The organism is Nocardioides aequoreus, assembly GCF_000720335.1.
Taxonomy (GTDB): domain Bacteria; phylum Actinomycetota; class Actinomycetes; order Propionibacteriales; family Nocardioidaceae; genus Marmoricola; species Marmoricola aequoreus.
On record NZ_JOJN01000003.1, the window covers coordinates 348,672 to 372,360 of the forward strand.

The window sequence follows — 23,689 nt, forward strand, 5'->3', positions numbered from 1 at the left end:
GGTATGGCGACGTCGACCCCCTCGACCACCGACCACGCGCGCATCACGCTGCGCCGCTTCGAGCGGATGCGCCCCGACCGCAGCCGGGCGGCGCGCCGGCCGCGCGCGACGGACCTGCCCCCAGGCCCGCGGTGGCCAGGGCTGGTGCAGAGCATCGCGCTCACCCGCTTCCGGCACCGCTTCGTGCCGGCGCTGCGCCGCCGCTACGGCGACGTCTTCACGATCTCGATCGTGCCCGAAGACCAGCAGGTGGTCTTCTTCCACCGCCCCGAGCACGTGCGCGAGATCTTCGCCGGCGACCCGGAGGTCTTCCACGCGGGCAAGGGCAACGCCATCCTCGGGCCGGTGATGGGCGAGCACTCGCTGCTGCTGGTCGACTCCTCGCAGCACAAGCGCGCCCGCCGGCTGCTGATGCCGGCCTTCAACGGTCACGCGCTGCGTGGCTACGAGGACCTCGTGAGCGGCCTGGCCAAGTCGGAGGTCGGCTCCTGGGCCCACGGTGCGGAGGTGCGGGCGCTCGACCGGATGAACGCGCTGACCCTCGAGGTCATCCTCCAGGTGGTCTTCGGGGTCACCGACGAGGCGCGCCTGGCCGAGCTGCGACCGCTGGTCAACAAGACCGTCGACATCCACCCGATCGTCTTCCTGGGGTGGGGCATCCCGCAGCTGCAGCGGCTGGGCCCATGGAAGCGCACCGTCGACAACCAGGTCGAGCTCGACCGCGTGATCTTCACCGAGATCGCCGAGCGGCGCCGGGCCACCGACCTCGAGCACCGCACCGACGTGCTGTCGCAGCTGCTGCGGGTGCGTGACGAGGAGGGGGCCGGCCTGGGCGACGAGGAGCTGCGCGACCAGCTGGTCACGCTGCTGCTGGCCGGCCACGAGACCACCGCGACGGCGCTGGCCTGGGCCCTGCACGAGCTCGGCAAGGACCCCGCGGCGCAGGCGCGGGCGCGGGCCGCGGCCATCGAGGGCGACGCCGACCACCTCGAGGCCGTGCTCAAGGAGTCGATGCGGCTGCACCCCGTCATCCCGATGGTGGTGCGCCAGCTGCGAGCGCCTGCCACGGTCGGCGGCGTCGACCTGCCGGCGGGCGTCACCGTCGCCGCCTCCATCCTGCTCGCCCACGCCGACCCCGAGCAGCACCGCGACCCCGAGGCCTTCCGGCCCGAGCGCTTCGCCGACGGCGAGGTCGCGACCAACACCTGGATCCCCTTCGGCGGGGGCGTACGCCGCTGCCTCGGCGCCGGCTTCTCCCTCATGGAGGGGGTGGCGGTGCTCCGCGAGGTGCTGACCACCCACGAGCTCGGCCTGCCCGAGGGCGAGGCGGCCAAGGAGCACCCGCGGGTGCGCAACATCACCAGCGTCCCCGACCGCGGCGCCCGCGTCGTGGTCCGTAGGCTCGGGGCGTGAGGCTCGAGCGCAAGCACGCCCTGGTCCTGCTCGCCGTCGCGGCGTGGAACGTGGTGACCTACGCGCAGTTCACCAAGGCGCTGGTGGAGACCGAGGAGGACCGCCCGACGGCGTACTTCGTCGCCCACGGCGTCCTGATCGTGGTCAACCTGGTCATCGCGGCCGTGCTCGGCCGGTGGGGCTGGCGGGCGCTGCGCACCCCGCACGACTGACCCGACGCGACCGGTCGGTCACCGGCACGTCTCGGCGCGGTCACGATTCGGCATACCTGGGCACCGATTGCTTGACCCTGACCACTACCCGGGCGCAACGTGCCTTGACCGCGCCGCCGGGGTCCTCGACCCGGGCGGCCCCAGCCGCACGTCGAGCCCCCGGAGGCCGCGCTGAGCACGATCGACGAACCCGGTGCCATGACCGCCGATCCCGAGGCGGTGGTGGCCGGTGAGTCGCACATCCAGGGACGCTCGCTCAGCCAGATCGCGTGGAGCCGGCTCCGCCGCGACAAGGTGGCGCTGACGGGCGCGGTCTTCATCGTCTTCCTGGTGCTGCTCGCGGTCTTCGCGCCGCTGGTCACGCGGGTGTGGGGCGGCGAGCCCAACGCCTACCACCAGGACCTGGTCAACCCCGCCCTCGGCGGCATCCCCTACGGCGCCTGGGGCGGCATGAGCTGGGAGCACCCGATGGGGGTCGAGACCGTCAACGGTCGCGACATCTTCAGCCGGGTGGTCTACGGCGCGCGCATCTCGCTGCTGATCGCGATCCTCGCCACCGCCCTCTCGGTGGTCATCGGCACCACCGTCGGCGTCATCTCCGGCTTCTTCGGCGGCTGGGTCGACGCCGTGCTCTCGCGCCTGATGGACGTCTTCCTGGCCTTCCCGCTGCTCGTCTTCGCGATCGCGCTGTCGGGGGTGATGCCCGACCAGGCCTTCGGGCTCTCCGGCCTGCGGCTCGACCTGACCCTGCTGATCTTCATCATCGGCTTCTTCAGCTGGCCCTACCTCGGCCGCATCGTGCGCGGGCAGACGATCTCGCTGCGCGAGCGGGAGTACGTCGAGGCCGCGCGCAGCCTGGGCGCCCGCTGGCCCTACATCCTGCGCACCGAGCTGCTGCCCAACCTGCTGGCGCCGATCCTGGTCTACGCGACCCTGATCATCCCGACCAACATCCTCTTCGAGGCGGCGCTGTCGTTCCTCGGCGTCGGCGTGCCCCCGCCGACCGCCAGCTGGGGCGGCATGCTCGCGGACGCCGTGAAGTTCTACACCGTGCCGCACTTCATGTTCTGGCCCGGGCTCGCGATCTTCCTGACCGTGCTGTCGTTCAACCTGCTCGGTGACGGCCTGCGCGACGCGTTCGACCCCAAGAGCAGCCGGTGAGCGGCCGGCGTACCCAGACCTGGTCGCGGCGTGGGCCGCGGCCGGCCGGCGGACCAGGCCGGACGACACGAGAGGTGACATCCATGCGCATCACGCGTAAGCAGGCTGCGGCGGCATTCGTCGCGGTGGCGGCGCTCGGGCTCAGTGCCTGTGGCGGCGGCGGTGGCGGAGGCCAGGCCGGGGAGGGCGAGCCGGAGCTCTCCAACGCCGCGCTCGGCGGCATCGCCGAGGAGAGCGACGAGAAGGGCGGCACCTTGAAGTTCGGTCTCGCCGGCGAGTGGGGCGACACCGTCGACCCGGGCGAGACCTACTACGGCTACTCCTGGGACATGCTGCGCAACTACGCGCGCTCGCTGGTGATGTTCAAGACCGAGCCCGGCGAGGCCGGGGTCGAGCTCACCCCCGACCTGGCCGAGGACCTCGGTGAGTCCAGCGACGGCGGCAGGACCTGGACCTACACCCTCAAGGAGGGCCTGAAGTTCGAGGACGGCTCCCCGATCACGGCGCAGGACGTCAAGTACGCCGTGCTGCGCTCGACCGACAAGCAGACCTTCCCCAACGGTCCGGCCTACTTCGAGGGCCTGCTCGACCTGCCCGAGAACTACCAGGGCCCCTACAAGACGCCCGACGTCAACACCGACCAGGCGATCGAGACGCCCGACGAGCGCACCATCGTCTTCAAGCTCAAGCAGCCCTTCGCCGGCTTCGACTACCTCGCCCAGCTGCCGCAGACGGCACCGGTGCCCGAGGACAAGGACACCGGCACCCGCTACAAGGACCACGTCATCTCCTCGGGTCCCTACATGTTCGACGGCGAGTTCGACCCGACCAACGGCTTCACGCTGGTCCGCAACCCCAACTGGGACGCCGCGACCGACCCCAACCGCAAGGCGCTGCCCGACGAGATGACCGTGCAGCTCAACATGGACCCCGACGACGTCGACAACCAGATCATCGCGGGCACGCTCGACGTCGACATCGCGGGCACCGGCGTGCAGCCGGCCGCGCTGCCGAAGGTGCTGCAGCAGGCCGACCTGCGCGAGCGCGCTGACAACCCGACGCTCGCCCGGCTCTGGTACAGCTCGATCAACCCGACGGTGGCGCCCCTCGACGACATCGAGTGCCGCAAGGCCGTGATGTACGCGATGAGCCCGACGTCGTACCAGAACGCCTACGGCGGCGAGTACGCCGGCGGCGCGATCGCCACCACCATCCTGCCGCCCATGATCCCGGGCTACGAGGACTTCGACCTCTACGGCTTCAAGGACAACCCCAACGGCCAGGAGGACAAGGCGACCGAGGCGCTCGAGGCCTGCGGCCAGCCCGACGGCTTCGAGTTCAAGGTCGCCTACCGGGCCGAGCGCCCCAAGGAGAAGGCCACCGCCGAGGCGTTCCAGCAGTCGCTGGAGAAGGTCGGCATCACCGCGACCCCCGAGCCGCTCCCCGAGGGTGACTACTTCTCCGCGACCTGCGGCCTCCCGTCGTACGTCGTGGAGAACAACATCGGCATCTGCGTCAACGGCTGGGGTGCCGACTGGCCCGACGGCTACGGCTTCCTCTCCCAGATCGTCGACAGCCGCGTCATCCGTGACACCGGTGGCTCGTCCAACACCTCGGTCCGGATCCCCGAGGTCGACGACATGATCGACGAGGCGCTGGTGGAGCAGGACGAGGACACCCGCAACGCGATGTGGGGTGCGATCGACAAGCGCGTCATGGAGGAGGCGGTGATCTTCCCGGGCGTCTACGCCAAGGCGGTGCTGCTGCGCTCGCAGAACGCCACGAACGTCTTCGTCAACGAGTCGTTCGGCTACTACGACTACACCGCCATGGGCGTCAAGCCGGAGTAGTCGGCTCCCGACACCCTTCCACCCCGCCCACACCAGGAAGCAGGTACGGCGCAGGCGAGTGGGTCCGGTCCCGGCACTGCCGGGGCCGGACCCCTCCGCCGAGCCAGCCCATGAGGTCTGCGCAGTGATCCTCTACATCATCCGACGGCTGCTCGCCGCCGTCGGTCTCGTCGTGGTCCTCTCGATGATCACGTTCGCGATCTTCTACCTGATGCCGCGTCTGGCCGGTGCCTCGCCAGAGACGCTCGCGACCCGCTACGTCGGCCGCTCCTCGACCGGCGCGACCGTGGAGCAGCGCGCGGAGAGCCTCGGCTTCTACGACCCGGTCCCGGTGCAGTACTGGAACTGGCTCAAGGGCGTGCTCTTCGGCACCGACGTCAGCACCGGCGCCGACACCGTGCGCTGCCCCGCGCCGTGCCTGGGCTACTCGTTCAAGACCCAGGACCCGGTGCTGCCGGAGATCCTCGACCGGCTCCCGGTCTCCTTCTCGCTCGCCATCGGTGCGGCGGTCATCTGGCTGGTGCTCGGCGTCTCCATCGGCGTGCTCTCCGCGCTCAAGCGGGGCTCGTTCTTCGACCGGGCCGCGATGACGCTGGCGCTCGCCGGCGTCTCGCTGCCGATCTTCTGGACCGGTCTGCTGGCGCTGTCGATCTTCAGCTACCAGCTCGGCTGGACGCCGCCGGGAGGGTCGTACACCCCCTTCTCGGAGAGTCCGCTCGACTGGGCCTTCGCGCTGCTGCTGCCGTGGGTCACGCTGGCGCTGCTCTTCTCCGCGCAGTACGCCCGGCTCACCCGCGCCGGCATGCTCGAGACGATGAGTGAGGACTACATCCGCACCGCGCGCGCCAAGGGCCTGCCCGAGCGCACGGTGGTCGCCAAGCACGGCCTGCGCGGTGCGCTGACCCCCATCGTGACGATCTTCGGCCTCGACTTCGGCCTGCTGATCGGCAGCGCCGTGCTCACCGAGAGCGTCTTCGGGCTGCCCGGGCTCGGCGCCCTGGCCGTCGACTCCACCCGCAACAACGACCTGCCGATGGTGCTCGGCGTGGTGCTGCTCGTGGCGGTCTTCGTCGCGGTGGCCAACCTGGTCGTCGACCTGCTCTACGCCGTCATCGACCCGAGGGTGCGCACGCGATGAGTCTCATGACCCCCACCTCGCCCGAGGCGTCCCGCCACACCGGGCCCTACCTGCAGGTCGAGGACCTGCGGGTGCACTTCGAGACCGACGACGGCACGGTGAAGTCGGTCGACGGGCTCTCCTTCGCCGTCGAGAAGGGCAAGACCCTCGGCATCGTCGGCGAGTCCGGCTCGGGCAAGTCGGTCACCTCGATGGCGGTGATGGGCCTGCACACCTCCAAGAACGCCCGCATCAGCGGGTCGATCAAGGTCGACGGGCAGGAGCTCGTCGGGGCGCCGATCGACGTGGTGCGGCGGCTCCGCGGCCAGAAGATGGCGATGATCTTCCAGGACCCGCTCTCGGCGATGCACCCGTACTACACGGTGGGCAACCAGATCGTGGAGGCCTACCGGATCCACAACGACGTGTCGAAGAAGGCGGCCCGCGCGCACGCCATCGACATGCTCGACCGCGTCGGCATCCCCTCGCCGCGCGACCGCGTCGACGCCTACCCCCACCAGTTCTCCGGAGGCATGCGGCAGCGCGCCATGATCGCGATGGCGCTCTCCTGCGACCCCAGCCTGCTGATCGCCGACGAGCCGACCACCGCGCTCGACGTCACGGTGCAGGCGCAGATCCTCGACCTGATCCGCGACCTGCAGCGCGAGTTCCACTCCGCCGTCGTGATCATCACCCACGACCTGGGCGTCGTGGCCGAGCTGGCCGACGACATCGTGGTGATGTACGCCGGCCGCAAGGCCGAGCACGGCTCGGCCGAGCAGCTCTTCGGCGAGCCGCAGCACCCCTACGCCTGGGGCCTGCTGGGCTCGATGCCGCGCTTCGACCGGCCCCCGACCGAGCGGCTGCTGCCGATCAAGGGCACGCCGCCGTCGCTGATCAACGTCCCCGAGGGCTGCGCCTTCAACCCACGCTGCGAGTTCTCCTCCCGGGTGCCCGGTGAGCGCTGCGTCACCGACCGGCCCGAGGCGCTCGACGCCGGCGGCGGCCACCGCGTCGCCTGCCACCTGCCCACCGCCCAGCGTCGCCAGATCTGGGCCGACGAGATCGCCCCGAGGCTCGCATGAACGACGCTGCTCCGCTGCTCGAGGTCGAGGACCTCGTCAAGCACTTCCCCGTCAAGGGCAGGGGCCTGCTCCAGCGCGCGACCCAGGCCGTGCAGGCCGTCGACGGCGTCTCCTTCTCGGTGCGCCGCGGCGAGACCTTCTCGATCGTCGGGGAGTCCGGCTGCGGCAAGAGCACCACGGCCCGCCTGGTCACGCGGCTGCTGGCGCCGACGTCGGGGACGGTCCGGCTCGACGGCAAGGACATCTCCACGCTCCCGGAGCGCCAGCTGCGGCCGCTGCGCCGCGACGTGCAGATGATCTTCCAGGACCCCTACTCCTCGCTGAACCCGCGCCACACCGTCGGCAAGATCGTCGGCGCGCCCTTCCGGCTGCAGGACGTCGAGCCCGAGGGCGGTCGCAAGCGCGCCGTGCAGGAGCTGCTCTCGCTGGTGGGCCTGAGCCCGGAGCACTACAACCGCTACCCCCACGAGTTCAGCGGCGGGCAGCGCCAGCGCATCGGCATCGCGCGCACGCTGGCGCTCAAGCCCAAGCTGATCGTCGCCGACGAGCCGGTCTCGGCCCTCGACGTCTCGATCCAGGCGCAGGTGGTCAACCTGCTCGAGGACCTGCAGGACGAGCTCGGCCTGACCTACGTGATGATCGCCCACGACCTCTCGGTCGTGCGCCACGTCAGCGACCGGGTGGCGGTGATGTACCTCGGCAAGATCGTCGAGGTCGCCGACCGCGACGACCTCTACGAGCACCCGCGCCACCCCTACACCGCCGCCATGCTGAGCGCCGTCCCCGTGCCCGACACGAGGCGGCGCACGGAGCGCGAGCGGATCCGGCTCCAGGGCGACGTCCCGAGCCCGATCGACCCGCCGCCGGGCTGCCGCTTCCACACCCGGTGCTGGAAGGCCACGGAGGTGTGCCGCACCGAGGAGCCGCCGCTCGTGCAGATCGGACCGGCGCCCGGCCACCTCGCCGCCTGCCACCACCCCGAGGAGAAGTAGCCTCGGGCTCATGGAAGAGGAGCAGGGCCACGTCTGGGGCGTGCTGATCAAGGCGCTGGTCGCGCTCGCGCTGATCGCGGGTGCGATCGCGGTCGGCACCATCGTGATGGTGCGCATCCTGGGGCTCGACGAGGGACCGGCGTCGTCGGGGGCCGCGGGCGGTGCCGCCGGCGGCGGCGACCCGCTACCGACCACCGCGCTGCCCGTGCCCGGCGAGGAGTCGCCGTCGCCCTCCCAGCGGCCCAGCGAGTCGGAGTCGCCCGAGACCGGGCTGCAGCTCTCGGTGAGCCCGCCGCAGGTCGGCCCCAACCAGCGGATCAACCTCACCGGCAGCTACGAGGGCGGCGACGCCGAGCTGCAGGTGCAGCGCTTCGAGAACGGCGCCTGGGTCGACTTCCCGGTCACCGCCTCGGTCACCGCCGGCACCTTCCAGACCTGGATCCAGACCGGCCGCACCGGCGAGCAGCGGCTGCGGATGTTCGACCCCGCCGCCGACGTCGCGAGCAACGAGGTCCGCGTCACCGTCGGCTGACCCGCCCCAGATGCACACCGACCCGCCCCAGATGCACACCGACCCGCCCCGAATTCCGGAATTCGGGGCGGATCGGCGCGAGAGTCAGTCGGGGATGTAGTCGAAGGTGTCGGGGTTGGGGCCGGTGCGGCCGTCCTCGCCACGGTCGAGCCCGCTGATCGCGGAGACCTGGTCGTCGCTGAGCTCGAAGTCGAAGATCGCGAAGTTCTCCGCCATCCGCTCGGGCGAGGACGACTTCGGGAAGACGATGTCACCGCGCTGCACGTGCCAGCGCAGCGTCACCTGCGCCGGCGTCCGGCCCAGCTCGTCGGCGATGCCCGTGACGACCTGGTCGTCGAGCACCGCGCCCTGGGCGATCGGCGACCACGCCTCGACGAGGATGCCGGCGTCGCGGCTGGCGGCGCGGGCGGCCTCGTTGGTGAAGTAGGGGTGCACCTCGATCTGGTTGACCGCGGGCACGACGTCGGTCTCCTTCGCGAGCCGGGCCAGGTGGTCGGGCTGGAAGTTGGAGACGCCGATCGACTTCACGCCGCCCTGCTGCTGCAGCTCGATGAGCGTCTGCCAGGTCGAGACGTAGTCGCCGTCGTACTGCGTGGGCAGCGGCCAGTGGATCAGGAAGAGGTCGAGGTAGTCGATGTCGAGGTCGGCCATGGTCTGGTCGAAGGCCCGGCGGGCGTCGTCGGGCCGGTGGAAGCCGTTGTTGAGCTTGCTGGTCACCCAGAGCTGGTCGCGGGCGATGCCGGAGGAGCGCACGGCCTCGCCGACGCCCTTCTCGTTGCCGTACATCTCCGCGGTGTCGATGTGCCGGTAGCCGGCCTCGAGCGCCTGCGAGGTGAGCCGGGCGGTGTCCTCGGCGGGCACCTGGAAGACGCCGTAGCCCAGCTGGGGGATCTCGCGGCCGTCGTTGAGGGTCAGGTTGGGGACTGAAGTCATGCCTAGTAGATGTCCCCGCGCCCCCCGGGTATTCCGCGCCGGCTCAGGCGGCGCGGGCCAGCCGGGCGCGGGGGCTGCCCTGCGCGCGGGTGCGGCTGCGGCGCTGACCTGCGACGACGCCGCCGAGTACGAGGGCGGTGCCGAGCGCCTGGACCGGCCCGAAGACCTCGCCCATGACGGCGACCCCCAGGAGCGTGCCGACGACGGGGTTGAGCAGGCCGACCAGGGCCGTGGCGCCCGCCGGGGCGCGGGTCAGGCCGCTGAACCAGCAGACGTAGGCCAGGGCCGTGCCCACGCCGCCCAGCCACACGAATCCGGCCACGGCCGGCAGGTCGAGCGCCGGGGGCGCGCCCTCGACGAGCAGGGCGATCGGCACCAGCAGCACTCCGGCGGCCACGAGCTGCCACGACACCTGCGTCACCATGTCGACGTCGGCGGGCAGCCGCGGCTTCCAGCGCTTGAGCAGCACGAAGCCCAGGCTGCTGACGAGCACCGAGCCCGCGGCGGCGGCCAGTCCGACGGCGTCGACGCCACCCGGGCTCCGCAGCACCAGCAGGGCGACGCCGACCAGGCCGGCCAGCGCCCCGACGACCTGTCCGGTGCCGGCCCGCTCGGAGAGCAGGCCGAAGGCGAAGGCCATCACCACCAGGGGCGAGGTGGCCTGCAGGGTGGCGGCCAGGCCCCCGGGGAGGTGGTAGGCGGCGAGGAAGATCAGCGGGAAGAAGAGCCCGATCGTCAGCGTCCCGAGCACGGCGCTGCGCCACCACCAGTCGCCGGTCGGCAGCCGGCGCCGCCACGCGAGCAGCAGCAGCCCCGCGGGGAGCGCCCGTACGGCGGCCGCGAAGAGCGGCCGGTCGGGCGGGAGCAGCGCCTCGGTGACGAGGTACGTCGTGCCCCACGCGAGCGGGGCGACGGCGGTGAGGGCGAGCACCCGGTATTTCTCTTCCACGGAAGATAAAATAACTTCCAAGGAAGATATATTCCACCTCATGGCACGAGAGGTGGGTCACGGCGCCGCCGGGGCGACCGACGCGATCGATGTGGCGCTGGCCCAGTGGGCGCGCGAGCGACCGGACCTCGACGCCCGCCCGATGTCGGTGGTCGGGCGGCTGCACCGCCTGGGCGACCTCTGGGAGGGCGAGCTGCGCACCTTCTTCGCCGAGGCGGGGCTCGGCAACGGCGACTTCGACGTCCTGGCGTCGCTCCGGCGCGCGGGGGCGCCGTACCGGATGAGCCCGGGGCAGCTCGCGGCCAGCACGATCGTCACCTCCGGTGCGGTCAGCAAGCGGGTCGACCGGCTCGAGGCCCGCGGCCTGGTGCGCCGCACCGTCTGCGCCGACGACGCCCGCGGCCGCGACGTGCAGCTCACCGATGAGGGCGTCCGCTTCACCGACGAGCTGGTCGCCCGTCACTGGGCCAACGAGGAGCGCCTCCTCGGCGCCCTCGACGAGGGCGAGCAGGAGCAGCTGGTCGGCCTGCTGCGCCGCCTGCTCGTCGACCTCGAGGGCCCGGCCGACGTGCCCGACTGACCACCGAGCGGCCGCGGGCTCAGCCCCCGACCTCGTTGGGGTCGCGCCAGGTGCGCTCGAAGGGGAGCCGCCAGGCGTTGGGGGCGATCAGCTGGTGGATCCGGTTGGGTCCCCACGAGCCCTGGGCGTAGGGGCGCACGACGGGCGGGTTCTCCAGGAGCGGCGTGGAGACCTCCCAGAGCCGCTCGATGCCCTCGGCGGTGGTGAAGAGGGTGCGGTCGCCGCGGGCGGCGTCGTAGATGAGCCGCTCGTAGGCCTCGAGGATCGCGCCCGACCAGGCGGTGTCGTGCATGGCGAACTGCATCGAGAGCTTGTCGAGGCGGAAGCCGGGGCCGGGGCGCTTGCCGTAGAACGACAGCGACATCTTCGACTGGTCGGCCAGGTCGAAGGTCAGGTGGTCGGGACCGTTGTCGCCCACGCCGGACCCGGCGGGGAACATCGAGCGCGGGGGCTCGCGGAAGGCGATGGAGATGATGCGGGCGCCCTCGGCCATCCGCTTGCCGGTGCGCAGGTAGAAGGGCACGCCGGCCCACCGCCAGTTGTCGATGTAGCACTTCAGCGCGATGAAGGTCTCGGTCTCGGAGTCGTGCGCGACGCCCTCGACGTCGCGGTAGCCGACGTACTGGCCGCGCACCACGTCGCTGGGCTCGATGGGCAGCATCGAGCGGAAGACCTTGTTCTTCTCCTCCCCGATGGCCCGCGGCTCCAGCGCCGTGGGCGGCTCCATGGCGGTGAAGGCCATCACCTGGAAGAGGTGGGTCACCACCATGTCGCGGTAGGCGCCGGTGGCCTCGTAGAAGTCGCCGCGCTGCGCCAGCCCCAGCTCCTCGGGCACGTCGATCTGCACGTGGTCGATGTGGTTGCGGTGCCAGATCGGCTCGAAGAGGCCGTTGGCGAAGCGGAAGGCCAGGATGTTCTGCGCCGCCTCCTTGCCCAGGAAGTGGTCGATGCGGAAGATCTGGTCCTCATCGAAGACTTGGTGCAGCTCGTGGTTGAGCGCCTGCGCCGAGGCCAGGTCGGTGCCGAAGGGCTTCTCCATGATGATGCGGCTGCGCTCGACCAGGCCGGCGCTCTCGAGCTCGTGGACCACGGTGAGGGCGGCCTTGGGCGGCACGCTCAGGTAGTGGAGCCGCCGGACGTCCTCGCCCGGGGGGAAGAGCGACTCGGCGTGCTCGACGGTCTCGCGCAGTGCCTGGGGTCCGCCCTTGCCGGGCGCCCAGTGCAGCCGCTTGAGGAACTCCTCGAGGCCGGCCGGCTCCGGGCCCTCGCCGCCGTGGTCGACGATGGCGCGGCGGGCCAGGGCGATGAAGGAGTCGCGGTCGTGCTCCTCCAGCGAGGTGCCCACGACCTGCACCTCGCTGAGCAGTCCGGTCTCGAAGAGGTGCAGCAGGCCGGGCAGCAGCTTGCGCTGGGCGAGGTCGCCGGTGGCGCCGAAGAGGACGACGGTGGTGGGGGTCGGCATGGGTCCAAGCCTGCCGCCGTCGGTCCCGGTTGCAAAGGGCGGTGCCGGATTGGCCCGGCGGCGTCACGCAGCCGTTGCACGCGCCGTACGCCGTCGGGGTCGAGGTGCGAGACCCGACCGGGGGAACAAACCCCTGAAACGACCCGTTGGGACGAGTGTCTACAGTTGAGCCCGAGCGACTCAACTTGTTTGACTCCCGAGATCACACTCAGCAGCATGGCGCGTGGTCCTGACCGGACCCGCAGTCGTCTCAACCCAGTCGTCCCAACACGGAGGTAGCAACAACCATGGCAAAGGCCGTCGGCATCGACCTCGGCACGACGAACTCCGTCGTGGCCGTCCTCGAGGGTGGAGAGCCCACCGTCATCGCCAACGCCGAGGGCGCCCGCACGACGCCCTCGGTGGTGGCATTCTCCAAGTCCGGCGAGGTGCTGGTCGGTGAGGTCGCCAAGCGGCAGGCCGTCACCAACGTCGACCGCACCATCCGCTCCGTCAAGCGCCACATGGGCACCGACTGGAGCGAGAAGATCGACGACAAGGACTTCACGCCCCAGCAGATCAGCGCCTTCGTGCTGCAGAAGCTCAAGCGCGACGCCGAGGCCTACCTCGGCGAGACCGTCACCGACGCGGTGATCACCGTGCCGGCGTACTTCTCCGACGCGCAGCGCCAGGCCACCAAGGAGGCCGGCGAGATCGCGGGCCTCACCGTGAGCCGCATCGTCAACGAGCCCACCGCGGCCGCGCTCGCCTACGGTCTCGACAAGGGTGAGTCCGACCAGACCATCCTGGTCTTCGACCTCGGTGGCGGCACCTTCGACGTCTCCCTGCTGGAGATCGGCGAGGGCGTCGTGGAGGTCAAGGCCACCAGCGGCGACAACCTGCTGGGCGGCGACGACTGGGACAACAAGGTCGTCGAGTGGATGGTGAGCAAGTTCAAGAACGCCAACGGCGTCGACCTGTCGAAGGACAAGATCGCGCTGCAGCGGCTCCAGGAGGCCGCGGAGAAGGCCAAGATCGAGCTCTCCGCCTCCAGCACCACCAGCATCCACCTGCCCTACATCACCCACGGCGAGTCCGGCCCGCTGCACTTCGAGGAGACGCTGTCGCGCAGCGAGTTCCAGAAGCTCACCGCCGACCTGCTCGAGCGCACCAAGGCGCCCTTCCGGCAGGTCATCAAGGACGCCGGCATGGACGTCAAGGCCATCGACCACGTCGTGCTCGTCGGCGGCTCGACCCGGATGCCCGCGGTCACCGAGGTCGTCAAGGAGCTGACCGGCGGCAAGGAGCCCAACAAGGGCGTCAACCCCGACGAGGTCGTCGCCATCGGTGCCGCGCTGCAGGCCGGCGTGCTCCGCGGCGAGGTCAAGGACGTGCTGCTCCTCGACGTCACCCCGCTCTCGCTCGGCATCGAGACCAAGGGCGGCGTGATGACCACGCTCATCGAGCGCAACACCACGATCCCGACCAAGCGCTCCGAGGTCTTCACCACGGCCGACGACAACCAGCCCTCGGTCGAGATCAAGGTCGCGCAGGGCGAGCGCCAGATGTGGGGCCAGAACCAGCCGCTCGGCAACTTCGAGCTCACCGGCCTGCCCCCGGCGCCGCGTGGCGTGCCCAAGATCGAGGTCACCTTCGACATCGACGCCAACGGCATCGTGCACGTCTCGGCCAAGGACCAGGGCACCGGAAAGGAGCAGTCGATGACGATCTCCGGCGGCAGCGCGCTGTCGAAGGACGACATCGAGCGCATGGTCCGCGACGCGGAGAAGTACGCCGAGGAGGACGCCGCGCGCCGCGAGAGCGTCGAGACGCGCAACCAGGCCGACTCGCTCGTCTACTCGACCGAGAAGTTCCTCTCGGAGAACGACGACAAGCTGCCCGAGGACGTCAAGACCGAGGTGCGCACCGACGTCGACGAGCTGAAGAAGCTGCTCGAGTCCGACGACACCGACAAGGACGCCCTGGCCGCGGCGATCGCCAAGGTCGGCGAGTCCAGCCAGAAGATGGGCGCGGCGATGTACGAGGCCGCGGCCGCCGAGGCGCCCGCCGACGGCGAGCAGGCCGAGACCACCGAGTCGCAGGACGACGACGTGGTCGACGCCGAGATCGTCGACGAGACCGACGAGACCGGCGACGACAAGAAGGACGAGTCCAAGTGACGGCTGGCGACGGCCGTCCGGACCCCGGTCCCGACCTCACCGACGCCACCTCCGCCCCGGCCGGGGAGTCCGCTCCCCGGCCGGAGGCCGGTGCCGATGTGCCCCCGGCGACCGAGGGGCAGCCGGCAGAGGGGTCGGAGACTCGCGCCGAGACCGGCCCCGAGACTGGCCCCGGTCCGCAGGTCGCGGAGCTGGAGGCCCAGCTGGCCGAGCGCACCGCCGACGTGCAGCGCGTGCAGGCCGAGCTGGTCAACTACCGGCGCCGGGTCGAGCGCGACCGCGAGCTGGTCAAGCAGAACGCCACCTTCGCGGTGCTGACCAGCCTGATGCCGGTGCTCGACGACGTCGACCGGGCCCGGGAGCACGGCGAGGTCGAGGGCGGCTTCAAGGCCGTGGCCGACAGCCTCGACCGTGCGGTGACCTCGCTGGGGCTGACCAAGTTCGGCGCCACGGGGGAGGAGTTCGACCCCAACCTCCACGAGGCACTGATGCACGGTCACAGCGCCGAGGTCACCACGACGACCGTTGACAAGGTGGTCCAGGCGGGCTACCGCATCGGTGAGCGCGTCGTCCGCGCCGCCAAGGTGACCGTGCTCGACCCCGAGGCGTGACCACGCCTCGCTGACGACCGACCCCGGAGAGGAGGGATGACATGGCCGGCAACGCCGACTGGGTGAACAAGGACTACTACCAGGTGCTGGGCGTGGCCAAGGACGCCGACCAGGCGGCCATCAAGAAGGCCTACCGCAAGCTGGCGCGGGAGAACCATCCCGACGGACACCCGGGTGACAAGGCCGCGGAGGACCGCTTCAAGTCGGTCGCCGAGGCCTACGACGTCGTGGGCGACCCCCCGAAGCGCAAGGAGTACGACGAGATGCGCGCCGCCTTCGCGGGCGGTGGCTTCCCGGGCGGCTTCCCCGGTGGCTTCGGGGGCGGGGGCGCCTCGCGACCGGGCGGTGGGCAGGCCGGGGGCTTCGACTTCGGCGACCTGCTGGGCGACCTCTTCAACCGCGGCGGCGCGGGTGGGGGTGCCGGCGGTGGCTTCGGCCGCCCCCGCACCTCCGCGCGCCCGCAGCGGGGTGCCGACCTCGAGACCGAGACGACGCTGTCCTTCACCGACGCGCTCGAGGGCACCACGATCAGCATGCGGCTCTCCTCGGACGCCCCGTGCCCGACCTGCTCGGGCACCGGTGGCAAGCCCGGCACCCGCCCGCACGTGTGCACCACCTGCGAAGGCGCCGGCTTCGTCGCCAGCACCTCGGGCGGCGGCTTCTCGATGACCGAGACCTGCCCCGAGTGTCACGGCCGCCAGCTGGTCTACGACGACCCCTGCCCCACCTGTCACGGGTCGGGCCGCGGCGTCTCCCACCGCACGGTCTCCGCGCGGATCCCGGCCGGCGTCAAGGACGGCCAGAAGATCCGGCTCAAGGGCAAGGGGGCGCCGGGCGACTCCGGTGGTCCCGCCGGCGACCTGCTGGTCACCGTACACGTGCGCCCCCACTCGCTCTTCGGGCGCAGCGGCGACAACCTCACCCTCACGCTCCCCGTCGCCTTCGACGAGGCCGTGCTGGGGGCGGAGGTCAAGGTGCCGACGCTCGGCGGAGCCCCCGTCACCGTGCGGATCCCGCCCGGCACCCGCAACGGCCGCACCCTCCGGGTGCGCGGTCGCGGCGCGACCCGCAGGGACGGCTCCCGCGGCGACCTGCTGGTCACCGTCGAGGTGCTGGTGCCCGACGCACCCGACGAGCAGATCCGCGAGGCCGTCACGGCGTACCGCGCGGCCCGAGGTGGCCACGACCCGCGCGCCGGGCTCTTCGAGGGCGGTGCGTGATGGCGGCGCGTCCCTCGGAGTCGCACCGGGTCCCCGGCCCGACCGTGCCGGTCTACGTGATCAGCGTGGCCGCCGAGCTCACCGGGCTCCACCCGCAGACGCTGCGGCAGTACGACCGGGCCGGCCTGGTCTCCCCGGGTCGCACGGGAGGCGGCGGTCGCCGCTACTCCCTGCGCGACATCGAGCTGCTGCGCGAGGTCGCCGAGCTGACCTCCGCCGGCATCGGGCTGGAGGGCGTGCGCCGCATCCTCGAGCTCGAGGCCCAGGTCGCGGCCCTGCGCTCGCGCAACCGCGAGCTCCGCGGCCAGGTCGCCGACCTGGCTGCCGCCCTCGAGGCGACCGTCGGCAGCCTGCGCGAGCGACGTCCCAACCTGCCGGCGCTCCGCCCGCCCGGCACGCTGAGCCCGCTCGACCCGGGCCACCCCTTCGGCCGGCGCTGAGCGCCCTGCCCTCCGGCCCGAGGGGTCAGGAGCATCCCAGCGGCCCCTGTGTCCGGCATCTCGGTGACCCCGGCGGCTACTCGCCGTTAACCTCCGCAAGGACGCGTGCGACGACGCTCGGGTCGGACTAGGGGGGTCGATGCTGCCGCTGCAGGTGGACTGGCTCTTCCGTGAGGCCGACTGGCTCCACGTGCTGACCGTCCCGGTCTTCACCGGGGTGGTCGGCTTCCTGATCAACTGGACCGGGCTGTGGATGCTCTTCAGCCCGGTGCAGTTCCGCGGCGTCCGGGTGCCCGGCATGCGCACGCTGTCGCGGGTGCTGCCGCGCAAGCTGCAGGAGGTGCCCGGCCTGCTGCAGGGCGGGGTCGGCTGGCAGGGCATCGTGCCCGCCCGCGCCGCCAAGATGGGCAGCATCGCCGTCGACAAGGCGATCGCCAAGCTCGGCACCCCGGCCGAGTTCTACCACCAGCTCGACCCCGACCGGATCGCCGAGCACATCGTCACCGTCTTCGAGCCCGAGCTGCCGACGATGATCGACCAGGTGATGCGGCGCGAGCACCCCGCGCTGTGGCGCGACCTGCCCCCGCGCGCGCGGCAGGCCGTCGTACGCCGGGTGCAGCAGCAGCTGCCGGTCGTCGTGCACCACGTGACCGACGAGATCGGCGAGCACATCGACCAGCTGCTCGACCCGAAGATCATGGTGATCAACCACTTCCGGGCCAACCCGGGGCTGGTGGTGCGGATCTTCCGCGACTTCGGGCAGCGCGAGCTCAACCTGATGGTCGCCTTCGGCTTCGTCTTCGGCTTCCTGCTCGGCGTCCCGCTGGCGGTGCTCGACCACTGGATCGCGCAGTGGTGGGTGCTCCCGGTGCTCGGCGTCGTGGTCGGCTGGATGACCAACGCCCTGGGCATGTGGCTGATCTTCGAGCCGCCGGAGCCCCGGCGCGTGCTCGGCGTCAAGGTGCAGGGTCTCTTCCTGCGCCGCCAGGAGCAGGCGGCCGAGGTCTACGCCCGGATCATCGCCGACGACGTCATCACCCTGGAGAACATCGGTGACTTCCTGCTCGACGGCCCGCGCGGCGACCGCACCCGCCAGATGCTCGCCGACGCGATGCGGCCCGCCATCGACAACGCGGCCGGACCGGTGCGCGGCGCCGTCCGGGTCGCCGTCGGCCGGCAGCACTTCGACAACATCAGGGAGGCCGTCGCCTCCGAGGCGGTCGACCGCACGGGCGGCGCCTTCCGCGACCCCGAGTTCTCCCGGCAGCAGGCCGAGCGGATCAACGCGCTCGTCGCGCGTCGCACCAAGGAGCTGGCCCCGACCGACTTCGTGGAGATGATGCGCTCGGCGATCCGTGAGGACGAGTGGATGCTCTACGCCCACGGCGCCATCATGGGCTTCGGTGGGGGCCTGCTCCACCTCGCACTGCTCGGGACAGGAGGGCCGGCATGAGTGGCACCGACGGGAGACGGCCCGCGCCGCGCGACCCGCGCAGCCCGGCGCTGCGCGAGGCCACCGAGGCGCTGCCCGGGGTGGCCCGCATCGCCGCCACCGCCGCGGCGCGGTCGGCGGCATGGTCGCTGGGCTCGGGGCTGCGCTCGACCCGGTTGCTCGCCCGGGCGCTGACCGACCGCGAGGCCGCCGACGAGCTCGTGCAGGGGGTGGCCGAGGACGTCGCGGAGGCCTCCCGCACCGTGGGCGACGTCGCCCGCGCCGTGGCCGCCGGCGTGCCGGTGCCCAAGGCCCTGCTCGACGCCACGGTGTCGCTCTCCGAGGTGGTGCTCGCCGACGTCGAGCCGCAGCGGCCCGCGCACGCGCCGACGCTGCGCGAGCGTGGCGAGGAGCTGCTCCACCGCTCCCGCGACGTCTGGCAGGAGGAGCAGGCGCACCCGGCGTACGGTCGCATCCTCGACGAGCTGGCGCCCGACGAGGCCCGCATCCTGCTGCTCCTGCTGCGCGGGGGACCTCAGCCGTCGGTCGACGTGCGCACCGGCGGCCCGGTGGGGCGGGTCAGCTCGACCCTGGTGGCCGGGGGGCTGACCATGATCGGCGGCCGCGCCGGGCTGCGGCACCCCGAGCAGGTGCCGGCGTACCTCAACAACCTCTTCCGGCTCGGCCTGGTGTGGTTCAGCCGCGACCAGCTCGAGGACCCGATGGAGTACCAGGTCGTGGAGGCGCAGCCCGACGTGCTCGAGGCGGTGCACTCGGTGCGCTTCGCCAAGGTGGTGCGCCGCAGCATCCACCTGACCCCCTTCGGCACAGGCTTCTGCCGCAGCTGCCTGGTCGACCCCGAGGAGCCCACGGGCGACCTGCCCACGCACCTCGCGCCGGAGGAGTGAGCGCCTAGTCCCGGGGGATGAGCACCAGCACGCGGTCGTCGCCGTCGCGCAGGAGCGTGACCTGGAGCGGGACCGCACCCCCGGCCGGGAGGTCGAGCCGCGCCGAGTCGGCGGCGGCGTACGGCGCCAGCAGCGCTGCCAGGGAGCCCGACGTCGCCGCGAGGGGCTCGTCGAGGGCCACCGCGACGCCGAGCGCCGAGCCGGCTGCGGCGTTGCACTGCCGCACCACCAGGTCGGGCGAGGAGCTGAGGCGCAGCACGCCGAAGGGGACGGCGTCGAGCCAGGCCGGCCAGCGCGAGGTGCGGGGGGCGGCGGTCGGCGCCGACGCGGCCGGCTCGGGCACGACGGCCAGCTGCGGCGCGGGCGGGAGCGTCGCAGGCGGGTCGACCACCTCGCGCACGTAGCGCAGCGTGTCGCTGAGGCTCGCGCCCTTCTGCAGGTAGCCGTCGGCTCCGAGGTCGTGGGCGCGGGTCGACATCGCGCCGGCGTCGAAGCCCGAGAGGACGACGATCTTGGCCCGCGGACAGGCGCGCCGCATCCGGGGCAGTGCCTCGAAGCCGTCCATCACCGGCATCGCCAGGTCGAGGAGGACGAGGTCCGGGGCGTGCTCCTCGACGGCCGAGATCCCCTCGCGACCGTCGCCCGCCTCGGCGACGACGGTGAACTCGTGCTGCTCCAGCGCGAAGCGGAGCAGCTCGCGCAGGTCGGCGGTGTCGTCGACGATTACGACGCGCACCGGCTGCACCTCGGGGACGGCGCTCACCGCCCACCTCCGGAGCCGGTGGCGTCGTCGAGCAGGGCCAGCCAGCCGAGCTGGAGCAGCTCGGGGCCGGCGGTCACGACGGACACGGGCACGGCACGACACCTCTCGTCGACGGGGATGGACGCGGGCGGTCCCGGCCGACGGTAGGGGGCGGAAGCCCGCCAGAGCGCCGGATCTGGTCAAGTGGTCAACGATTCGTGCCAGTGAAACAGGACATCCACCCGCAAAGACGACGCCGGAGCTAGGCCAGTTGCTGGACCAGTCGGAGAGGTCGCCCACCTCGATTCTGCGGTGACATGAGGCATCGACGTGCGTAAAGTTGAGGGGAATGGACTCAACTTCGGGCGCGTTGCGGAGGTAGTGTCCCGAGCGAGAAGTGAAGGAGTGGGAGTGGACGCGAGCAAGCTGACCTCACGGAGCGTCGAGGTCCTCAACGCCGCCAGCACACGCGCGGTCAACGCCGGAAACCCGCAGGTCGAGCCGCTGCACCTCGCCGAGGCGCTGCTGCAGCAGGAGGGCGGCATCGCCCGGTCGCTGCTCACCCGCGCCGAGGTCGACGCGGGGGCCGTCGAGGTCGCCGTCGCCCGCGCGGTCGCGGCGCTGCCGCGCGTCTCCGGGTCGACCGTCTCCACCCCCGGCGCCAGCGCGGGGCTCACCCGCGTGCTCGCGAAGGCGCTCGAGCTGGCGGGCGAGCTCGGCGACGACTACGTCGCCACCGAGGTGCTGCTGCTCGCGCTCACCGTCGTCGAGGGTCCCGCGCGCACGCTCCTCGCCGAGCACGGCGTCACCGAGCCGGTCGTGCGCGCGGCCATCACGGCCGTCCGCGGCACCCGGACCGTCTCCAGCCAGGACGCCGAGGCGTCGTACGAGGCGCTGGAGAAGTACGCCGTCGACCTCACCCAGCGCGCCGAGGAGGGTCGCCTCGACCCGGTGATCGGTCGCGACGCCGAGATCCGCCGCGTCGTGCAGGTGCTCTCGCGCCGCACCAAGAACAACCCCGTGCTCATCGGCGAGCCCGGTGTCGGCAAGACCGCGGTCGTCGAGGGGCTCGCGCAGCGCGTCGTCGCGGGCGACGTGCCCGACTCGCTGAAGGGTCGCCGCGTGCTGAGCCTCGACCTGGCGGCGATGGTCGCGGGGGCGAAGTACCGCGGCGAGTTCGAGGAGCGCCTGAAGTCGGTGCTCGAGGAGATCAAGGCCTCCGAGGGCCAGGTGATCACCTTCATCGACGAGCTCCACACCGTCGTCGGCGCGGGCGCCGGCGGCGACTCCGCGATGGACGCCGGCAACATGCTCAAGCCGATGCTCGCCCGGGGCGAGCTGCGGCTGATCGGCGCCACCACGCTCGACGAGTACCGCGAGCGCATCGAGAAGGACCCGGCGCTGGAGCGCCGCTTCCAGCAGGTCTTCGTCGGCGAGCCGAGCGTCGAGGACACCGTCGCCATCCTGCGCGGGCTGCAGGAGAAGTACGAGGCCCACCACGGCGTCAAGATCACCGACGCCGCGCTGGTCGCCGCGGCGATGCTCTCCGACCGCTACATCACCGGCCGGCAGCTGCCCGACAAGGCCATCGACCTGGTCGACGAGTCGGCCTCCCGGCTGCGCATGGAGCGCGAGAGCTCGCCGGTCGAGATCGACCAGCTGCGCCGCTCGGTCGACCGGATGCGGATGGAGGAGCTCGCGCTCGAGCGCGAGACCGACGACGCCACCGTCGACCGGCTGGAGCGGCTGCGCGCCGACCTCGCCGACCGCGAGGAGGAGCTGCGTGGCCTCGAGGTGCGCTGGGAGCGCGAGAAGCAGGAGCTCGAGGGCGCCGCCGGGCTGCGCGCCGAGCTCGACCGGGTGGGCACCGTGATCACCCAGACCCAGAACCAGCTCGGCAGCGGCATCAGCGAGGAGCAGCGCCGTCCGCTGCTCGAGCAGCTGGCGACGCTGCACCAGACCCGGATGCGGCTGGAGCAGGAGATCGCCGCGGCCGAGAGCGCCGAGCACGACCTCGGTGACCGCATGGTCGGTGAGTCCGTCGGCCCGCAGGAGATCGCCGACGTGGTGGAGGCCTGGACCGGCATCCCGACGGGCCGGCTGCTCGAGGGCGAGACCGCCAAGCTGCTGCGCATGGAGGAGATCCTCGGCGAGCGGCTGGTCGGCCAGCGCGCGGCGGTGGCCGCGGTGAGCGACGCCGTACGCCGCTCCCGCGCCGGCATCAGCGACCCCGACCGGCCGACCGGCTCCTTCCTCTTCCTCGGTCCCACCGGCGTCGGCAAGACCGAGCTGGCCAAGTCGCTGGCCGACTTCCTCTTCGACGACGAGCGCGCGATCGTGCGCATCGACATGAGCGAGTACTCCGAGAAGCACTCGGTGGCCCGCCTGGTCGGGGCGCCCCCCGGCTACGTCGGCTACGACGAGGGCGGCCAGCTGACCGAGGCCGTGCGTCGGCGTCCCTACAGCGTGGTGCTGCTCGACGAGGTCGAGAAGGCCCACCCGGAGGTCTTCGACATCCTGCTGCAAGTGCTCGACGACGGTCGGCTCACCGACGGCCAGGGCCGCACGGTCGACTTCCGCAACACCCTGCTGATCCTCACCAGCAACCTCGGCTCGCAGTACCTCGTCGACCCGACGCTGGACCCCGACGAGCAGCGCGACGCCGTGATGGCGGTGGTGCGGTCGTCCTTCAAGCCGGAGTTCCTCAACCGGCTCGACGAGGTCGTGATGTTCGAGGCCCTCGGCAAGGAGGAGCTCGCCCACATCGTCGACCTGCAGCTCGCGGCCTTCGACCAGCGGCTCGCGCCGCGGCGGATCACCGTGAGGGTCACCGACGCCGCCCGCGACTGGCTCACCGAGCACGGCCACGACCCGGCGTACGGCGCCCGCCCGCTGCGGCGGCTCGTGCAGACCGCCATCGGCGACCCGCTCGCCCGGATGCTCATCGGCGGCCAGGTCACCGACGGCAGCACCGTCACCGTCGACCACCTCGACGGCGCCGAGGACCTGACGCTCACCGTGGAGTGAGCTGACGGCTCACGCGGCCGCGGCTCGCCCTGCCGCTCGTGCCGCGGCGGGCGAGCCGGGGGTCGGCCACCAGCGCCAGACCGTCGCCGACCAGGCAAGGGTCCACGCCTGGCTGCACACCCAGTAGACGAGCAGCGCCACCGGCACCAGCCCCCCGGCCAGGAGCAGCCCGCCGGCCGAGACCAGGGGCAGCAGCTGCTGGGTGGTGCTCAGGGCCTCGACGAGCTCGGGACGGGTGCCGTCCTGCGGCTCCCAGGGCACGGCGTTCTGGGCGACGAAGACCCGCTGGGTGACGAACGACAGCAGCGCCGCGACGCCCGCCAGCCCTGCCACGACCGCGAGGTGGCCGGGGCCGGCGCCGAGGTAGCCGCTCGCGGCGAGTGGCACGCCGGCCACCGTCGCGGCGGCCAGCGAGGTCACCAGAGGCGCGTCCAGCGGTCCCGTCGGCACCCCGAGCGCGGCGTGGGAGACCAGCTGGTAGAGCGCGATCCACACCGGCAGCTGCAGCAGCAGTGGCAGGCAGCCGAGCCTGGAGACTCCGTGCTCGGCGTTCAGGCGGCGTCGCTCGGTCAGGTGAGCCCGCACGCTGTCGGGGTCGGTGCGGTGGCGGTACCTCGCCGCGAGGTCGCGCACTGCGGGCCGGGCACGTGCCGAGGCGCGCGTGAGCCGCAGTGCGTGGACGGCCGCCGGGAGCAGGCAGAGGCGGACGGCCACGACGAGCAGGGTCAGGCAGGCGACCCAGGTGGGGCCCGTGTCGGGGTCGGCGCCGAGGGAGGTCAGGGCGCTGTGGGCGCCGGCGAGGATCGCCGCGAGGGCGTGCGAGATCGGTTCGAGCAGGGACATGCGTGGACTCCTGGACTGTGG

Annotated in this window: 21 protein-coding genes; 16 read left to right on the forward strand and 5 right to left on the reverse strand. The window is 72.0% G+C overall.

Features of this window, described 5'->3' with window-relative positions; translation table 11 throughout:
- The first annotated feature begins 3 nt into the window (after nucleotides 1-3).
- The 8 genes from IG63_RS0108105 to IG63_RS20545 all read left to right on the forward strand — a co-directional run bounded on the left by IG63_RS0108105 (nucleotide 4) and on the right by IG63_RS20545 (nucleotide 8,362).
- Nucleotides 4-1,413: a cytochrome P450 gene (locus IG63_RS0108105; RefSeq protein ID WP_211249251.1), complete on the forward strand. Its 1,410-nt coding sequence runs from the start codon at nucleotides 4-6 to the stop codon at nucleotides 1,411-1,413.
- Complete coding sequence (locus IG63_RS0108110) at nucleotides 1,410-1,625, forward strand: SCO4848 family membrane protein (protein ID WP_030483873.1); 216 nt, start codon at nucleotides 1,410-1,412, stop codon at nucleotides 1,623-1,625. Before IG63_RS0108105 ends, IG63_RS0108110 begins: the two co-directional genes overlap by 4 nt.
- 198 nt (nucleotides 1,626-1,823) lie before the next feature.
- A complete protein-coding gene (locus tag IG63_RS0108115; protein ID WP_030483874.1) occupies nucleotides 1,824-2,786 on the forward strand; it encodes an ABC transporter permease in 963 nt (320 codons plus the stop codon).
- A gap of 83 nt (nucleotides 2,787-2,869) precedes the next feature.
- On the forward strand, nucleotides 2,870-4,636 hold the full coding sequence (locus tag IG63_RS0108120) for an ABC transporter substrate-binding protein (protein WP_030483875.1): 1,767 nt from the start codon (nucleotides 2,870-2,872) through the stop codon (nucleotides 4,634-4,636).
- A gap of 124 nt (nucleotides 4,637-4,760) precedes the next feature.
- Nucleotides 4,761-5,774 carry an ABC transporter permease gene (locus IG63_RS0108125; RefSeq protein WP_030483876.1) on the forward strand — a complete coding sequence of 338 codons (1,014 nt, stop codon included), beginning with the start codon at nucleotides 4,761-4,763 and terminating at the stop codon, nucleotides 5,772-5,774.
- Nucleotides 5,771-6,838 (forward strand): ABC transporter ATP-binding protein, encoded by a 1,068-nt coding sequence (locus IG63_RS0108130; protein WP_030483877.1) that lies wholly within the window; start codon nucleotides 5,771-5,773, stop codon nucleotides 6,836-6,838. The genes IG63_RS0108125 and IG63_RS0108130 overlap by 4 nt, the downstream gene beginning before the upstream one ends.
- Entirely contained in the window at nucleotides 6,835-7,830 is a 996-nt protein-coding gene (locus IG63_RS0108135) for an ABC transporter ATP-binding protein (RefSeq protein ID WP_051706374.1), read from the forward strand. Before IG63_RS0108130 ends, IG63_RS0108135 begins: the two co-directional genes overlap by 4 nt.
- 10 nt (nucleotides 7,831-7,840) lie before the next feature.
- Complete coding sequence (locus IG63_RS20545; RefSeq protein ID WP_036194728.1) at nucleotides 7,841-8,362, forward strand: hypothetical protein; 522 nt, start codon at nucleotides 7,841-7,843, stop codon at nucleotides 8,360-8,362.
- 84 nt (nucleotides 8,363-8,446) lie between these two features.
- Here IG63_RS20545 and IG63_RS0108145 read toward each other — a convergent pair whose 3' ends face one another.
- Entirely contained in the window at nucleotides 8,447-9,295 is an 849-nt protein-coding gene (locus IG63_RS0108145; RefSeq protein ID WP_030483879.1) for an aldo/keto reductase, read from the reverse strand.
- Nucleotides 9,296-9,338: 43 nt separating this feature from the next.
- The gene (locus tag IG63_RS0108150) at nucleotides 9,339-10,244 is read right to left on the reverse strand and encodes an EamA family transporter (protein WP_030483880.1); all 906 of its coding nucleotides are present in this window, start codon (nucleotides 10,242-10,244) and stop codon (nucleotides 9,339-9,341) included.
- 40 nt (nucleotides 10,245-10,284) lie between these two features.
- Here IG63_RS0108150 and IG63_RS0108155 point away from each other — a divergent pair, with 40 nt between their 5' ends.
- Nucleotides 10,285-10,824, forward strand: coding sequence for a MarR family winged helix-turn-helix transcriptional regulator (locus tag IG63_RS0108155; RefSeq protein WP_051706378.1), 540 nt, complete (start codon nucleotides 10,285-10,287; stop codon nucleotides 10,822-10,824).
- A gap of 19 nt (nucleotides 10,825-10,843) precedes the next feature.
- Here IG63_RS0108155 and zwf read toward each other — a convergent pair whose 3' ends face one another.
- Nucleotides 10,844-12,286: a glucose-6-phosphate dehydrogenase gene (gene zwf / locus IG63_RS0108160; RefSeq protein ID WP_030483882.1), complete on the reverse strand. Its 1,443-nt coding sequence runs from the start codon at nucleotides 12,284-12,286 to the stop codon at nucleotides 10,844-10,846.
- A gap of 287 nt (nucleotides 12,287-12,573) precedes the next feature.
- On the opposite strand from zwf, the gene dnaK reads away from it, so the two are divergent.
- From dnaK to IG63_RS22070, 6 genes are all read left to right on the forward strand, one after another.
- Nucleotides 12,574-14,445: a molecular chaperone DnaK gene (gene dnaK, locus IG63_RS0108165; protein WP_030483883.1), complete on the forward strand. Its 1,872-nt coding sequence runs from the start codon at nucleotides 12,574-12,576 to the stop codon at nucleotides 14,443-14,445.
- Entirely contained in the window at nucleotides 14,442-15,056 is a 615-nt protein-coding gene (gene grpE, locus IG63_RS0108170; RefSeq protein WP_051706381.1) for a nucleotide exchange factor GrpE, read from the forward strand. Before dnaK ends, grpE begins: the two co-directional genes overlap by 4 nt.
- Before the next feature lie 41 nt (nucleotides 15,057-15,097).
- Nucleotides 15,098-16,276, forward strand: coding sequence for a molecular chaperone DnaJ (gene dnaJ / locus IG63_RS0108175; RefSeq protein ID WP_030483885.1), 1,179 nt, complete (start codon nucleotides 15,098-15,100; stop codon nucleotides 16,274-16,276).
- Entirely contained in the window at nucleotides 16,276-16,716 is a 441-nt protein-coding gene (locus IG63_RS0108180; RefSeq protein ID WP_051706444.1) for a heat shock protein transcriptional repressor HspR, read from the forward strand. The genes dnaJ and IG63_RS0108180 overlap by 1 nt, the downstream gene beginning before the upstream one ends.
- Nucleotides 16,717-16,855: 139 nt before the next feature.
- Nucleotides 16,856-18,169: a DUF445 domain-containing protein gene (locus IG63_RS0108185; protein ID WP_051706383.1), complete on the forward strand. Its 1,314-nt coding sequence runs from the start codon at nucleotides 16,856-16,858 to the stop codon at nucleotides 18,167-18,169.
- Nucleotides 18,166-19,056, forward strand: a complete 891-nt coding sequence (locus IG63_RS22070) for an Abi-alpha family protein (RefSeq protein ID WP_084596832.1) — start codon at nucleotides 18,166-18,168, stop codon at nucleotides 19,054-19,056. The genes IG63_RS0108185 and IG63_RS22070 overlap by 4 nt, the downstream gene beginning before the upstream one ends.
- Nucleotides 19,057-19,060: 4 nt before the next feature.
- On the opposite strand, the gene IG63_RS21400 is transcribed toward IG63_RS22070, so the two are convergent.
- On the reverse strand, nucleotides 19,061-19,819 hold the full coding sequence (locus tag IG63_RS21400; RefSeq protein WP_051706385.1) for a response regulator transcription factor: 759 nt from the start codon (nucleotides 19,817-19,819) through the stop codon (nucleotides 19,061-19,063).
- A 390-nt stretch (nucleotides 19,820-20,209) separates the two neighbouring features.
- Between IG63_RS21400 and IG63_RS0108205 the strand changes: the two genes are divergently transcribed.
- Complete coding sequence (locus IG63_RS0108205) at nucleotides 20,210-22,825, forward strand: ATP-dependent Clp protease ATP-binding subunit (protein ID WP_030483890.1); 2,616 nt, start codon at nucleotides 20,210-20,212, stop codon at nucleotides 22,823-22,825.
- Between the two features lie 9 nt (nucleotides 22,826-22,834).
- Here the strand turns inward: IG63_RS0108205 and IG63_RS0108210 are convergent, their stop codons facing one another.
- Nucleotides 22,835-23,668: a YidC/Oxa1 family membrane protein insertase gene (locus tag IG63_RS0108210; RefSeq protein WP_030483891.1), complete on the reverse strand. Its 834-nt coding sequence runs from the start codon at nucleotides 23,666-23,668 to the stop codon at nucleotides 22,835-22,837.
- Nucleotides 23,669-23,689: the final 21 nt, after the last annotated feature.

Bases quoted from the DNA above. Each gene is read 5' to 3' on its own strand.
- IG63_RS0108105 (WP_211249251.1), top strand. From the start codon at position 4: ATGGCGACGTCGACCCCCTCGACCACCGACCACGCGCGCATCACGCTG.
- IG63_RS0108115 (WP_030483874.1), top strand. From the start codon at position 1,824: ATGACCGCCGATCCCGAGGCGGTGGTGGCCGGTGAGTCGCACATCCAG.
- IG63_RS0108120 (WP_030483875.1), top strand. From the start codon at position 2,870: ATGCGCATCACGCGTAAGCAGGCTGCGGCGGCATTCGTCGCGGTGGCG.
- IG63_RS0108130 (WP_030483877.1), top strand. From the start codon at position 5,771: ATGAGTCTCATGACCCCCACCTCGCCCGAGGCGTCCCGCCACACCGGG.
- IG63_RS0108135 (WP_051706374.1), top strand. From the start codon at position 6,835: ATGAACGACGCTGCTCCGCTGCTCGAGGTCGAGGACCTCGTCAAGCAC.
- IG63_RS20545 (WP_036194728.1), top strand. From the start codon at position 7,841: ATGGAAGAGGAGCAGGGCCACGTCTGGGGCGTGCTGATCAAGGCGCTG.
- IG63_RS0108145 (WP_030483879.1), bottom strand. From the start codon at position 9,295: ATGACTTCAGTCCCCAACCTGACCCTCAACGACGGCCGCGAGATCCCC.
- IG63_RS0108155 (WP_051706378.1), top strand. From the start codon at position 10,285: ATGGCACGAGAGGTGGGTCACGGCGCCGCCGGGGCGACCGACGCGATC.
- zwf (WP_030483882.1), bottom strand. From the start codon at position 12,286: ATGCCGACCCCCACCACCGTCGTCCTCTTCGGCGCCACCGGCGACCTC.
- dnaK (WP_030483883.1), top strand. From the start codon at position 12,574: ATGGCAAAGGCCGTCGGCATCGACCTCGGCACGACGAACTCCGTCGTG.
- dnaJ (WP_030483885.1), top strand. From the start codon at position 15,098: ATGGCCGGCAACGCCGACTGGGTGAACAAGGACTACTACCAGGTGCTG.
- IG63_RS0108180 (WP_051706444.1), top strand. From the start codon at position 16,276: ATGGCGGCGCGTCCCTCGGAGTCGCACCGGGTCCCCGGCCCGACCGTG.
- IG63_RS0108185 (WP_051706383.1), top strand. From the start codon at position 16,856: ATGCTGCCGCTGCAGGTGGACTGGCTCTTCCGTGAGGCCGACTGGCTC.
- IG63_RS22070 (WP_084596832.1), top strand. From the start codon at position 18,166: ATGAGTGGCACCGACGGGAGACGGCCCGCGCCGCGCGACCCGCGCAGC.
- IG63_RS0108210 (WP_030483891.1), bottom strand. From the start codon at position 23,668: ATGTCCCTGCTCGAACCGATCTCGCACGCCCTCGCGGCGATCCTCGCC.